This is a genomic window from Agromyces mediolanus (assembly GCF_023715325.1).
GTDB classification, from domain to species: domain Bacteria; phylum Actinomycetota; class Actinomycetes; order Actinomycetales; family Microbacteriaceae; genus Agromyces; species Agromyces mediolanus_A.
The window spans coordinates 77,010-89,341 of record NZ_JAMBNX010000012.1 but is presented as its reverse complement, the minus strand read 5'-3'; the positions used below and the strand labels follow the sequence as shown (position 1 = coordinate 89,341).

Annotated in this window: 12 protein-coding genes and 1 other RNA gene; 7 read left to right on the top strand and 6 right to left on the bottom strand. The window is 70.8% G+C overall.

Annotated features, from left to right (window positions below; all coding sequences use genetic code 11):
- Nucleotides 1–11 precede the first annotated feature (11 nt).
- Entirely contained in the window at nt 12–725 is a 714-nt protein-coding gene (locus M3147_RS17605) for a DUF4191 domain-containing protein (protein WP_251204716.1), read from the top strand.
- Between the two features lie 95 nt (nt 726–820).
- On the opposite strand, the gene M3147_RS17600 is transcribed toward M3147_RS17605, so the two are convergent.
- Nucleotides 821–1,258 carry an RDD family protein gene (locus M3147_RS17600; protein ID WP_251204715.1) on the bottom strand — a complete coding sequence of 146 codons (438 nt, stop codon included), beginning with the start codon at nt 1,256–1,258 and terminating at the stop codon, nt 821–823.
- A 147-nt stretch (nt 1,259–1,405) separates the two neighbouring features.
- Here M3147_RS17600 and glnA point away from each other — a divergent pair, with 147 nt between their 5' ends.
- Together glnA and M3147_RS17590 are read left to right on the top strand one after the other, a co-directional pair.
- Entirely contained in the window at nt 1,406–2,830 is a 1,425-nt protein-coding gene (glnA, locus tag M3147_RS17595; protein ID WP_251204714.1) for a type I glutamate--ammonia ligase, read from the top strand.
- 156 nt (nt 2,831–2,986) lie between these two features.
- Nucleotides 2,987–3,163, top strand: coding sequence for a YegP family protein (locus M3147_RS17590; protein WP_189086404.1), 177 nt, complete (start codon nt 2,987–2,989; stop codon nt 3,161–3,163).
- 69 nt (nt 3,164–3,232) lie between these two features.
- Here M3147_RS17590 and M3147_RS17585 read toward each other — a convergent pair whose 3' ends face one another.
- Nucleotides 3,233–6,262, bottom strand: a complete 3,030-nt coding sequence (locus M3147_RS17585; RefSeq protein ID WP_251204713.1) for a bifunctional [glutamine synthetase] adenylyltransferase/[glutamine synthetase]-adenylyl-L-tyrosine phosphorylase — start codon at nt 6,260–6,262, stop codon at nt 3,233–3,235.
- Nucleotides 6,263–6,266: 4 nt separating this feature from the next.
- Nucleotides 6,267–7,604 carry a glutamine synthetase family protein gene (locus tag M3147_RS17580; protein WP_251204712.1) on the bottom strand — a complete coding sequence of 446 codons (1,338 nt, stop codon included), beginning with the start codon at nt 7,602–7,604 and terminating at the stop codon, nt 6,267–6,269.
- Nucleotides 7,605–7,678: 74 nt separating this feature from the next.
- Here M3147_RS17580 and panB point away from each other — a divergent pair, with 74 nt between their 5' ends.
- Nucleotides 7,679–8,521, top strand: coding sequence for a 3-methyl-2-oxobutanoate hydroxymethyltransferase (gene panB / locus M3147_RS17575; protein ID WP_251204711.1), 843 nt, complete (start codon nt 7,679–7,681; stop codon nt 8,519–8,521).
- 48 nt (nt 8,522–8,569) lie between these two features.
- Here the strand turns inward: panB and M3147_RS17570 are convergent, their stop codons facing one another.
- Nucleotides 8,570–8,755 carry an SPOR domain-containing protein gene (locus M3147_RS17570; RefSeq protein WP_189086408.1) on the bottom strand — a complete coding sequence of 62 codons (186 nt, stop codon included), beginning with the start codon at nt 8,753–8,755 and terminating at the stop codon, nt 8,570–8,572.
- 11 nt (nt 8,756–8,766) lie between these two features.
- Here M3147_RS17570 and map point away from each other — a divergent pair, with 11 nt between their 5' ends.
- The 3 genes from map (at nt 8,767) to ppgK (ending at nt 11,096) form a co-directional block, all read left to right on the top strand.
- Entirely contained in the window at nt 8,767–9,630 is an 864-nt protein-coding gene (gene map / locus M3147_RS17565; RefSeq protein ID WP_251204710.1) for a type I methionyl aminopeptidase, read from the top strand.
- Between the two features lie 133 nt (nt 9,631–9,763).
- Nucleotides 9,764–10,285: a hypothetical protein gene (locus M3147_RS17560; protein ID WP_251204709.1), complete on the top strand. Its 522-nt coding sequence runs from the start codon at nt 9,764–9,766 to the stop codon at nt 10,283–10,285.
- Between the two features lie 58 nt (nt 10,286–10,343).
- On the top strand, nt 10,344–11,096 hold the full coding sequence (ppgK, locus tag M3147_RS17555) for a polyphosphate--glucose phosphotransferase (RefSeq protein ID WP_251204708.1): 753 nt from the start codon (nt 10,344–10,346) through the stop codon (nt 11,094–11,096).
- A 44-nt stretch (nt 11,097–11,140) separates the two neighbouring features.
- Here ppgK and rnpB read toward each other — a convergent pair.
- An RNA gene (gene rnpB / locus M3147_RS17550) (RNase P RNA component class A) lies at nt 11,141–11,516 on the bottom strand.
- A 55-nt stretch (nt 11,517–11,571) separates the two neighbouring features.
- On the bottom strand, nt 11,572–12,309 hold the full coding sequence (locus tag M3147_RS17545; protein WP_251204707.1) for a zinc ribbon domain-containing protein: 738 nt from the start codon (nt 12,307–12,309) through the stop codon (nt 11,572–11,574).
- Between the last annotated feature and the right edge of the window lie 23 nt (nt 12,310–12,332).

Sequence of the window (12,332 nt, the reverse complement as noted above, 5' to 3'; positions counted from 1 at the left end):
ATCCTTGACGCATGGCACGCACCAAGGACTCCGCGTCCTCCCCCAAGGAGCCCGGCCGTCTGAAGCAGATGTGGCAGGTCTTCCAGATGACCCGCCGCTACGACTCGACCGCGCAGTGGCTCATGCTCCTCGGCTTCCTCGCCCCGATCGCGGTGACGCTCGGACTCGCGCTGTGGCTCAGCGAGGGCAATGGCTTCACGATCGCGCTGTGGGTCGTCGCGGGCGTGCTCGCCGGCCTCCTGATCGCGATGATCATCCTCGGCCGCCGCGCCGAGCGCGCCGCCTACTCGCAGATCGACGGGCAGCCGGGTGCGGTCGGCGCAGTGCTGCGCAGCGGCCTGCGCGGCGGCTGGGTCGGCAACGAGATGCCGGTGGCCGTCAACGGCCGCACGCAGGACGCCGTGTACCGCGCCGTCGGGCGAGGTGGCGTGGTCCTGATCAGCGAAGGCCCCGCGAGCCGCACCCAGCGCATGCTCGACGACGAGCAGCGCAAGATCGCGCGTGTCCTGCCGACCGTCGACGTCACACTCATCTCGGTCGGCCACGAGGACGGTGACGTCGAGCTGCACCGCCTCGCGTCGAAGCTGCGGAAGCTCAAGAAGACCCTGACGAAGCCCGAGGTCATGGCCGTCTCGAACCGCCTCAACTCGCTGCAGAGCTCGCTGCCGATCCCGAAGGGCATCGACCCGCTGAAGGTGCGGCCGCAGCGCGGCAAGCTGCGCTGACCCGCACCGGTCCCGGTGACGCGAACGGGGCGGCCTCCTTCGGGAGACCGCCCCGTTTCGCTCGCTGAAGCGTCGGGTCGACGCGGATGCCGCGGTCAGCGACTGCGGATGAGGACGGTACCGGCGACCTTGTCGTGGAACCCGCGCTGATCGGAGTCCCACACGAGCGCGGGCACGACGATGATGAGCAGCAGCGAGCGGACCACGGCTCGACGGATGCCGATCCAGCCGCCCTCGAGCGGCACGACCGCCATGCCGAGCAGGCGATGACCGATGCTGCCGCCGATCGTGGGAATGAAGACGATCTGCAGCACGACGAACATGAGCGGGGTCACGAAGTTGTACGCGACCGAGTCGTACGGGGTGAGCAGCAACGAGAGCAGCATCGCACTCGCCCAGTCGATGAGCAGGGCGGCGATGCGACGGCCGACGCGCCCGACGGATCCGCGCCCCGACTCAGGGAGCCCCAGACGCTCCCCCGGCCACTTGCTGGGCTGGAGGTCTCCGAAGGTGGTGGGCTTCGCGTCGGGCATCCTTCGATCCTACCGAGCGCAGAGCGTGTAACATGCCGGAAACATTCACGTCATGGCCGGGAAACGGCCCGGGGATACCGTCGGTGACGGCTGCTGGCCGCCCCGGAGATTCCGGACTTCCCGCCCGCCCACTTGGAGAGTCGTCGCATGTTCAGTGATTCGTCTGAAGTCCTCACGTTCATCAAGGAGACGGAGGTCAAGTTCCTCGACATCCGATTCACCGACCTCCCGGGTGTGCAGCAGCACTTCAACATCCCGGCGTCGACGGTCGACGAGGACTTCTTCACCGTCGGCCAGCTCTTCGACGGCTCCTCGATCCGCGGCTTCGCGTCGATCCACGAGTCCGACATGCAGCTCATCCCCGACGTGTCGACGGCCTACATCGACCCGTTCCGCGCTGAGCGCACGCTCATCATGATCTTCGACATCTACAACCCGCGCACCGGCGAGATCTACTCGAAGGACCCGCGCCAGGTCGCGAAGAAGGCCGAGAAGTACCTCGCCTCCACCGGCATCGCGGACACCGCCTACTTCGCCCCCGAGGCCGAGTTCTACATCTTCGACGATGTCCGCTACGAGGTGAACCAGCACACGAGCTTCTACTCGATCGACTCCAGCGAGGGCGCCTGGAACTCGGGCCGCGTCGAAGAGGGCGGCAACCTCGCCAACAAGACCCCGTTCAAGGGCGGCTACTTCCCCGTCTCGCCGGTCGACCAGCACGCCGACCTCCGCGACGACATCTGCCTGAAGCTCATCGACGCGGGCCTCGAGCTCGAGCGCAGCCACCACGAGGTCGGCACCGCCGGCCAGGGCGAGATCAACTACAAGTTCGACACGATGGTCCACTCGGCGGACGACATCCTGAAGTTCAAGTACATCGTCAAGAACACCGCCAACGAGTGGGGCAAGACGGCGACGTTCATGCCGAAGCCGCTCTTCGGCGACAACGGCTCGGGCATGCACACCCACCAGTCGCTGTGGAGCGACGGCAAGCCGCTGTTCTACGACGAGGCCGGCTACGGGGGGCTCTCCGACCTGGCGCGCTGGTACATCGGCGGCATCCTGAAGCACGCGCCGGCGCTGCTCGCCTTCACGAACCCGACCGTGAACTCGTTCCACCGCCTCGTGCCGGGCTTCGAGGCGCCCGTGAACCTCGTCTACTCGGCGGGCAACCGCTCGGCGGCGATCCGCATCCCGATCACCGGCACCAACCCGAAGGCGAAGCGCATCGAGTTCCGCGCACCGGATGCCTCGGGCAACCCGTACCTCGCGTTCGCCGCGCAGCTCATGGCCGGCATCGACGGCATCAAGAACCGGATCGAGCCGCACGAGCCGGTCGACAAGGACCTCTACGAGCTGCCCGCCGAGGAGGCGAAGACGATCCCGCAGGTGCCGGGCTCGCTCGACGCCGTGCTCGACGCGCTCGAGGCCGACCACGACTTCCTCCTCGAGGGCGGCGTGTTCACCAAGGAGCTCATCGAGACCTGGATCGACTACAAGCGCGAGAAGGAGCTGAAGCCGCTGGCCCAGCGTCCGCACCCCTTCGAGTTCGAGCTGTACTACGGCGTCTGAGCCGCGGTTCCCCAGATCCGAACGCCCCGGGCAGCCTCAGCTGTCCGGGGCGTTCGTCGTCCGTGCACGTTTGCCCCCTTGTGCACCTGCGCCTCTGGACGCCACGATGTGATCGAGTCGGCGCACGCCGGCGCCCGTTTCGAGAAGGGGCCGAGAATGGCTGGGAAGTTCGAGCTCTACACCGACGCGCGAGGCGAGTGGCGCTTCCGCCTGAAGGCCGGCAACGGCGAAACGATCGCGGTCTCCGAGGGCTACAGCTCGAAGTCGGCCGCCCAGAACGGCATCGAGTCGGTCAAGAAGAACGCGCCGGACGCCCCGGTCGTCGAGGCCTGACCCGCGACTCCGGAACCCCTCGCCGCCCTGTGCCGCGCGGGGTTCCGGCCCGCCGGACGGCGGAGCGGCTCACCGCGTCGGCTCCCGCCCCGGTTCGATGCCGTAGAAGTCACGGTCGAACACCGCACGCGAACGCCGGGTGAGCTGCAGGTAGTCCTGCTCGAGCTGCGCCGCCGAGCCGGGCGGATAGCCCATCAGCCGGGCGACGCCCTCGAGCTGGGTACGTTCGACGGGCAGCACATCGGTCGTGCGGTCGAGCCAGAGCGTGAGCGCCGAGCGGGCCCGCGACGCGAAGATCCACGCCGCACGCAAGGTCTCCGCGTCATCGGCGGCGACGAGCCCCGCCTCCACGGCGGCCTGCAGCGCGTCGAGCGTCGAGGTGGTGCGGAGCGCAGGCACCTCGGCGCCGTGCTGCAGCTGGATGAGCTGCACGAACCACTCGACGTCGCTCAACGAACCCCGTCCGAGCTTCAGATGCCTCGCGGGGTCGGCGTTCTGCGGCAGCCGCTCGTTCTCGACCCGGGCCTTGATGCGCTTCACCTCGCGCACGGCCTGCTCGGCGATCGACGTCGGGTACCGCACGCCGTCGGCGAGCTCCCGGAAGTCGTCGAGGAGCGCGGCATCCCCCGCCACGCCTCTGGCGCGCAGCAGAGCCTGCGCCTCCCAGGTCAGGGACCACCGCGCGTAGTACGCGCGGTACGCCTCGAGGGAGCGCACCATGACGCCGTTGCGGCCCTCCGGCCGAAGGTCGGCGTCGAGGTCGAACGGCAACCGTGCGTCCTCGGTGAGTCGCCCGAGCTCCGAGACGATGCGCAGCGCGACCCGGTGCGCGGCGTCGCCCTCCAGGGCGGCCGGGCGGTACACGTAGATGACGTCGGCGTCGGACGAGATGCCCAGCTCACGGCCACCGAACCGGCCCATGCCGATCACGGCGAACTCGATGCCGTCACCGTCACCGTCACCGACGTGATCGCCCCGTCTGATGGCGGCGACGGTCGCCGCGAGGTGGTTCTCAGTGACGTCGCTGAGTCCATGGCCGAGCTCCTCGACGCTGCACACGTCGAGGATGGCGGCGAGGGCGAGGCGCAGCACCTCGCGGCGGCGGACGGCCCGGAGCACCTTCACGGCCGCATCGACCTCGGTATGCCGGGCGAGGACGGCCGCGGCCTCGTCGCGGAGCGCCGCCAGTGAGCGGGGACGCAGCTCGTCGAGGTCCTCGAGCCAGGCGACCGCCTCCGGGCTCCGTTCGAGAAGTTCGCCGACGAAGCGGGAACCGGAGAGCACCCGGGTGAGCCGGAGCGCCGCGTCGGAGGAGTCTCGGAGCAGCCGGAGGTACCAGTGCGTCGTGCCGAGCGTGTCCGACAGACGACGGAAGGACAGCATGCCGTAGTCGGGGTCGGCGCCCTCGGCGAACCACGAGATGAGCACCGGCATGAGGTGCCGCTGGATCGTCGCCCGTCGGGAGACGCCCGCCGTGAGGGCGGCGATGTGGCCGAGCGCCCCCTTCGGATCGCGGAAGCCGATCGCCGCGAGCCGCGCCTCGGCTTGCGCGCTCGTGAGCTCGAGCCCGCTCGCCGGCAGCGCCGCCACGGCGGAGAGCAGCGGCCGGTAGAAGAGGCGCTCGTGCAGGCCGCGCACCCGCTGCCGGGTCGCCTGCCAGAGCGCGGTCAGCTCGGCCGCGTTGCGGGCGAGTCCGCTCGCCCTCGCGAGCACCCGAAGCTCCGTCTCGTCGCGCGGCATGAGGTGCGTCCGGCGCAGCCGCGACAGCTGCAGCCGATGCTCCAGCACCCGGAGCAGGCGGTAGTCGTGCGCGAACTCGCCGGCCTCTTCGCGGCCGACGTAACCGCGGCTCGCGAGGGCGCCGAGCGCGGGCAGGGTGCCGCGCTGGTGGATCTCGTCGTCGCCCGCGCCGTGCACGAGCTGCAGCAGCTGCACCGTGAACTCGATGTCGCGGAGCCCGCCTGGGCCGAGCTTCAACTGCACGTCGACCTCGTCGGCGGGGATGTGCTGGGTGACCCGCTCGCGCATCTGCTGCACCGACTCGACGAAGCCGTCGCGTCCCGAGCTCGCCCAGACCATCGGCGAGAGGGCCGCGAGATACCTGGCGCCGAGCTCGGCGTCGCCGGCGAGCGGCCTGGCCTTCAGCAGAGCCTGGAACTCCCAGCTCTTCGCCCAGCGCTCGTAGTACTGCACGTGCGACTCGAGGGTGCGGACGAGTGCGCCGTCCTTGCCCTCCGGGCGGAGGTTCGCATCGACCTCCCAGAGCGGCGGCTCGACCCCGGCATCGTCGATGAGCCGGCTGGCGACGACCGCGAGGCGCGTCGCGATCTCGACGGCACGGCCCGACGGGAGCCGCTCCTCGTCGGCGGACTCGGCGACGAAGATCACGTCGACATCGCTCAGGTAGTTGAGCTCCCGCGCGCCGGCCTTGCCCATGCCGATGACGGCGAGGCGGGTGGCGGCGACCTCGTCGGCCGGGTACCGGCCGGGCGCCGCCGCCTCGCCCGGGAGGCGCCCGACCAGCCGACGCGCGGCGACGAGGGCGGACTCCAGCGCCGCCCCGGCGAGATCCGCGAGCCCGGCCGCGATCGTGTCGACCGCCTCGATCGCGCTCGCCCGGGTGAGGTCGTAGACGGCGATGCCCGCGAGCAGACGGCGGTAGCGGAGACGGATGGCTCGTGCCGCCCGCTCCGGCTCCATGGGGCCGTCCCCCAGCTCGTCCAGGGCAGCGACGAGGACGGCGCGCGCCTCATGCTCGCCGAGCGGCGGCTCCGGCTCGCGTTCGAGGAGCACGAGTTCGTCGGGATTGCGCAGGAGGAACTCCCCCACGCCACGGGAGGCCCCGATCAGACGCGCCGCGCGCTCGGCGGACGCGGGACGTTCGAGCACCCGGCGCACCGCCGCGGGAGCGCGCTCGGCGAGACGTTCGAACGCGGCGAGCGCCTCGTCGGGGTCGGCCGCCACGCTCAGCGCGTCGAGCAACCCGGGGAGCTCGACCTCGCTCGCCTCGGCGAGCCGTGCGAGCCCCGCGCGGGCGCGCTCGAAGTCGTCGAAGCCGGCCCGGGCGAGCCCGCTGTACGGCGCCGCCTGCCGAGTCATCCGGTCAGAGGATCTCGAGGTTGCGCGTGAGCTCGAACGGCGTCACCTGCGAGCGGTAGTCCTGCCACTCGGCGCGCTTGTTCGCGAGCACGTAACGGAACACCTCTTCGCCGAGCGTGTCGGCGACGAGCTCGGAGCGCTCCATCTCCTCGATCGCGTGGTCGAGGCTCGCCGGCAGCGGGCTGTACCCGAGCGCCCGCCGCTCGCGATCGCTCAGCATCCAGACGTCGTCCTCGGCCTCGGGCGGCAGCTCGTACCCCTCCTCGACACCCTTCATGCCGGCGGCGAGCAGGAGGGAGAACGCGAGGTACGGGTTCGCGGCCGAATCGATCGCGCGGTACTCGACGCGCGCGCTCTGGCCCTTGTTCGGCTTGTACAGCGGCACCCGCACGAGCGCCGAACGGTTGTTGTGCCCCCAGCAGACGAAGCTCGGCGCCTCGCCGCCGCCCCAGAGCCGCTTGTACGAGTTCACGAACTGGTTCGTCACGGCGGAGATCTCCCCCGCGTGGCGCAGCAGGCCCGCGATGAACTGGCGGCCGATCTTCGAGAGCTGGTACTGGGCGCCGGGCTCGTAGAAGGCGTTCTGATCGCCCTCGAAGAGGGAGAGGTGGGTGTGCATGCCGCTGCCCGGGAACTCCGAGAAGGGCTTCGGCATGAACGTGGCGTACACGCCCTGCTCGATCGCGACCTCCTTCACCACGGTGCGGAAGGTCATGATGTTGTCGGCGGTCGTGAGCGCGTCGGCGTAGCGCAGGTCGATCTCGTTCTGGCCGGGGCCGGTCTCGTGGTGGCTGAACTCCACCGAGATGCCGAGGTCTTCGAGCATGCGCACCGAACGACGACGGAAGTCGTGCGCCGTGCCGCCGGGGACGTTGTCGAAGTACCCCGCGGAGTCGACCGGCTGCGGGCCCTCCGGGCCGTACTTCGAGGACTTCAGCAGGTAGAACTCGATCTCCGGGTGGGTGTAGAACGTGAACCCCCGGTCGGCCGCACGCGCGAGGGTGCGCTTCAGCACATTGCGCGGGTCGGAGACGGCCGGCTCGCCGTCGGGCGTCGTGATGTCGCAGAACATGCGCCCGGTCGGGTCGACGTCACCCCGCCAGGGCAGGGTCTGGAACGTCGACGGGTCGGGGAACGCGAGCAGGTCGGACTCGTACGTGCGGCTCAGGCCCTCGATCGCGGAGCCGTCGAAGCCGATGCCCTCGGTGAACGCCCCCTCGACCTCTGCCGGGGCGATCGCGACCGACTTCAGGGTGCCCACGACGTCGGTGAACCACAGCCTGATGAACTTGACCCCACGTTCTTCGATGGTCCGGAGAACGAAGTCGCGCTGCTTATCCATCCACACCCTTTCTCGCGCTTCTCAGCGTACTGGGTCGGGCCGGACGGATCCCGCGGCTGTGCCAGACTGACGGCATGTCAGAGCAGAACCCGTACGGCGGGGCTTCGGCCTCGGACGGACCCAAGCGCGTGCGCACCAGGCACTTCCAGAACGCCAAGCGCGACGGCATCAAGATCACGGGCCTCACGAGCTACGACCAGCTCACCGCCCGCATCTTCGACGAAGCGGGCATCGACTTCCTGCTCGTCGGCGACTCCGCCGGCAACAACGTGCTCGGCTATGAGACGACCCTCCCGGTCACGGTCGACGAGCTGATCCCGCTGACGCGGGCGGTCGCCGGCGCCGTGCGGCGCGCCTTCGTCGTCGCGGACATGCCGTTCGGCTCCTACGAGAGCGGCGCCGAGGAGGCCCTGCACACCGCGGTCCGCTTCATGAAGGAGACCGGAGCGCACGCGGTGAAGCTCGAGGGCGGCGAACGCAGCCACAAGCAGATCCGCCGCATCGTGCAGTCCGGCATCCCCGTGATGGCGCACATCGGCTACACCCCGCAGAGCGAGCACGGCCTCGGCGGGCACATCATCCAAGGGCGGGGCGAGGGGCTCGAGCAGCTCCTCGCGGACGCCGTCGCGGTGCAGGAGGCCGGGGCCTTCGCCGTGGTTCTCGAGATGGTCCCCTCCGACGCGGCGCGGCAGATCACGGAGCGTCTCGACATCCCGACCATCAGCGTGGGCGCCGGCCCGCACACCGACGGGCAGCTGCTCGTCTGGACCGACTGGGCCGGCCTCACCCCGGGCCGCATCCCGAAGTTCGTCAAGCAGTACGCGGACCTCTCGGGCATCCTCGGTGCGGCCGCGCAGGCCTGGCAGCAGGATGTCTCGGCCGGGGTCTACCCGGGTCCCGAGCACTCCTACGAGTAGCACGAGCACGGCGTGAGGGCGGGTGCTCCGGCGCCCGCCCTCGTCGTCTCAATCCTCCGCGGCGTCCTCCGCGGCCCACTTCTCGCTGTTCGCGCGGAGCTTCTCGAGCGCGTGCTCGGCCTCCTCGCGGGTGTCGAAGGGGCCGACGCGATCCGCCGACTGCGAGACGAAGCCCTGCTCGACCTCGCCCGTGCGCATGTTGTACCAGAACCGGTGCTCGATGTCCTCCGTCATAGGCTGATCCTATGCCCAAGGACTCCGCCGGCCACCTGATCCCCGGCCGCCTCCCCGCGCCCCGTGCGGTGCCCGCCGAGATCGCCCGCCCCGAGTACGTCGGGCGCGCAGCGCCGCGCCCGAACACCGAGGGCGACCGCTACTCGGCGGCCGAGGTGGAGCGCATCCGCGCGGCCGGTCGCGTCGCCGCCGGTGCCATCGAGGCGGCGTCTGCGGCGATCGTCCCCGGGGTCACGACCGCCGAGCTCGATCGAATCGTGCATGAGTACGTGGTGGGCCACGGCGCCTACCCCTCGACGCTCGGCTACCGGGGGTTCCCCGCCTCGAGCTGCACCTCGGTCAACGAGGTGATCTGCCACGGCATCCCCGACGACACCGTCCTCGACGAGGGCGACCTCGTGAACCTCGACGTCACGGCCTACCTCGACGGCATGCACGGCGACACGAACGCGACCTTCCTCGTGGGCGACGCCGCGGAGGAGACCCGACTCCTCGTCGAACGCACGCGGGAGGCGCTCGCCCGCGGCATCAAGGCCGTCGCCCCCGGGCGGCAGGTGAACGTCGTCGGGCGGGCCATCGAGGCGTACGCGAAGCGCTTCGGGTACGGGGTGGTGCGCGACTACACGGGCCACGGCGTCGGCCGGGCCTTCCACACCGGTCTCGTGATCCCGCACTACGACGCCCCCGAGCACGACACGGTCATGGAGCCCGGCATGGTGTTCACGATCGAACCGATGCTCACGCTCGGCACGACCGAGTGGGATCTCTGGGCCGACGACTGGACGGTCGTCACCCGCGATCGCTCGCTCACGGCGCAGTTCGAACACACCCTCGTGGTCACCGAGCGCGGCGCCGAGATCCTCACCCTCCCCTGAGCCGCAGGCCCGCGGGATAGGGTGAACGCCATGACGCAGGACCTCCCGACCGGCGCCGGCAGCATGAGGGCGGTCGTCGACCTCGCGGACCTGATCCGGTATGACTCCTAGGCGCTGGCTCGCGGCTCTGGCCATGGTGGCAGTCCTCGCGACGGCGACGGGGTGCGCGTCGAGCCCGCGGCCGATCGACCCCGTTCCGCACGACGCCGCCACGGGCGGCCAGACGCTGCAGCAGATGACTAACTCCCTCGACACGATCCCCGGCCTGAGCTGGGATGTCACCGGCGGAGGCCGGCCGAACATCAAAGGCAACACCGGCTATGCGGTCCACGTCACCGTGCAACCCGGCCATCGCATCGTCGACGGGCCCGCGCTGGTCACGTTCATCCTCGAATCGGTCTGGTCCGTCAGAGAGGGATACCTGCCGAACTCGGAGGTCTCGATCTCCGTGGACGCCGGCACGGGAAGCGCATTCGACGTCGCCGCCGCAGCAGCCGATGCCGGATGGACGGATCCCGCCGACGCTCCCCCAGATGCCAGTGGGTACACCCGCGCTGCCGTCGTCATGGACGACGACAGCCCCGCACGCGAGCGGCTGGGCGGCTGGCCGGGCGACGTGCCTGCCGTTCCCGCGGACGTGACCGCGACCGAGTGATCCCGCCCCGTGAGCCGCTGGACGCGATACGCAGGCCCGCCGGGATAGGGTGAACGCCATGACGCAGGACCTCGCGATCGGCATCGACATCGGCGGCACCGGCATCAAGGGGGCGGTCGTCGACCTCGCGAGCGGCGAACTCGTCTCGCCCCGGCGCAAGGTCGCGACGCCGGAGGGCGGGCGCCCCGGCGACATCGTGGAGGCCACGAGCGCCCTCCTCGAGGAGTTCTCGGAGTCGGGCGGCGACGGTCTGCCCCTCGGCGTGTGCTTCCCCGCGGTCGTGAAACGGGGGCTCACGCTCTCGGCGGCGAACGTCTCGCACGACTGGATCGGCCTGCACGCCGAGGAGCTCTTCGAGCGGACGCTCGGCCGGGACATCCACTTCATCAACGACGCCGACGCGGCCGGCGTGGCCGAGCTCCGCTACGGCGCCGCCCGCGGCGTCGACGGCCTCGTGATCCTGACGACGCTCGGCACGGGCATCGGCTCGGCCTTCCTCTCCGACGGCGTGCTCGTCCCGAACACCGAACTCGGCCACCTCGAGCTCGACGGCGAGGACGCCGAGCACCGCGCCGCATACTCGGCGATGGAGCGAGAGAACCTCGACTGGGCGGAATGGGCCACGCGGCTCCAGCGGTACTACACGCACCTCGAGATGCTGTTCTCTCCCGACCTGTTCGTCGTCGGAGGCGGCGTCTCGAAGCACCACGAGCAGTTCCTGCCGCTGCTCGAGCTCACGACGCCCATCGTGCCCGCCGTGCATCGCAACAACGCGGGCATCCTGGGCGCCGCCTCACTCGCAGCCGACTGAGCGCCGGCCGGAACGCGTTCGCCCCCGGCGGGGCGGAGCAAGTGCGAGCGGGCCGGCTGATACGCCGGGTTCTGTTCACCGGGCGCTTGCGCGACACCGGCTGGACGGCCATCTCTCTCGGGGCCGCGTTGCCGCGACCCTCTAGCGGCCTACCCGGGAACGGGACGGGCAGCCCCATCGTTCCCTGTCTGGCCTTGCTCCGGACGAGGTTTACCGAGCCGACCGCGTCACCGCGGCCGCTGGTGGGCTCTTACCCCACCGTTTCACCCTTACCGCGGGCCGAAGCCCGAGGCGGTCTGTTTTCTGTGGCACTGTCTCGCGGGTCACCCCGGGTGGGCGTTACCCACCGTCCTGCCCTGCGGAGCCCGGACGTTCCTCGGCGCCCGATCGCTCGGGCGACGCGACCGTCTTGCCGACCCGCTCGCCGGGCCAGTCTACCGGGCGGGAACACCGACGCCCCGCCGACCGGCGGAGCTCAGAGCCCGGACTCCTCGGTGCGGACCAGGATGCGGTCGCACTCGGGGCACTGCACGACCTCGTCCGGCGCCGAACGGCGGACCGCTTCGAGGTCGCTGCCGGTCAGCGTGATGGTGCAGCCGCCGCAAGTGCGCTGGCGGAGCAGGGCGGCACCGACGCCGGCGCCGCGCTCCCGCCGCTGCTCGTAGAAGGCGAGGAGCGCCTCCGGCACGGTGCCGGCGACCGTGCCACGGTCTCGGGCGGCCTGCTCGCGCTCGGTCTCGAGGCCGGCGGCGGCTTCGGCGCGCTCGGACTCCAGTTGCTGCTGGGCGACGGCGATGCCGGCCCGCTCGTCGTCGATCGCCGCGACCGCGGACTCGGCGCCTTCGACGCGCTCCATGACCGCGAGCTCCTGGTCCTCCAGGTCGGAGAGCCGGCGGCGGAGCGAGACGAGCTCGGACTCGAGCGCCGCGACATCCTTCACCGAGGAGGTCTGCGTCAGACGTGCTCCGTCGCGGGCGATCCGGGCCTCGACCATCTCGACGTCGGATTCCAGCCGCTTCAGCTCGGTGCGTGCGTCCTCGAGGACGCCGTGCGCCTCGGCCCGCGAGCGGCGGACCTCGTCGTCGCGACTCGCCAGTTCGGCGAGCGGCCCCGACTGCGGGAGGCTACCGAGGCGGTGCGTCAGCTGGGCGATACGGGTGTCGATCGCTTGGAGGCGCAGCAGCGTCTCCTGTTCGGCGGGGCTGGCCTTCACGTGTTGCTCCTCGTGGGGTCGGC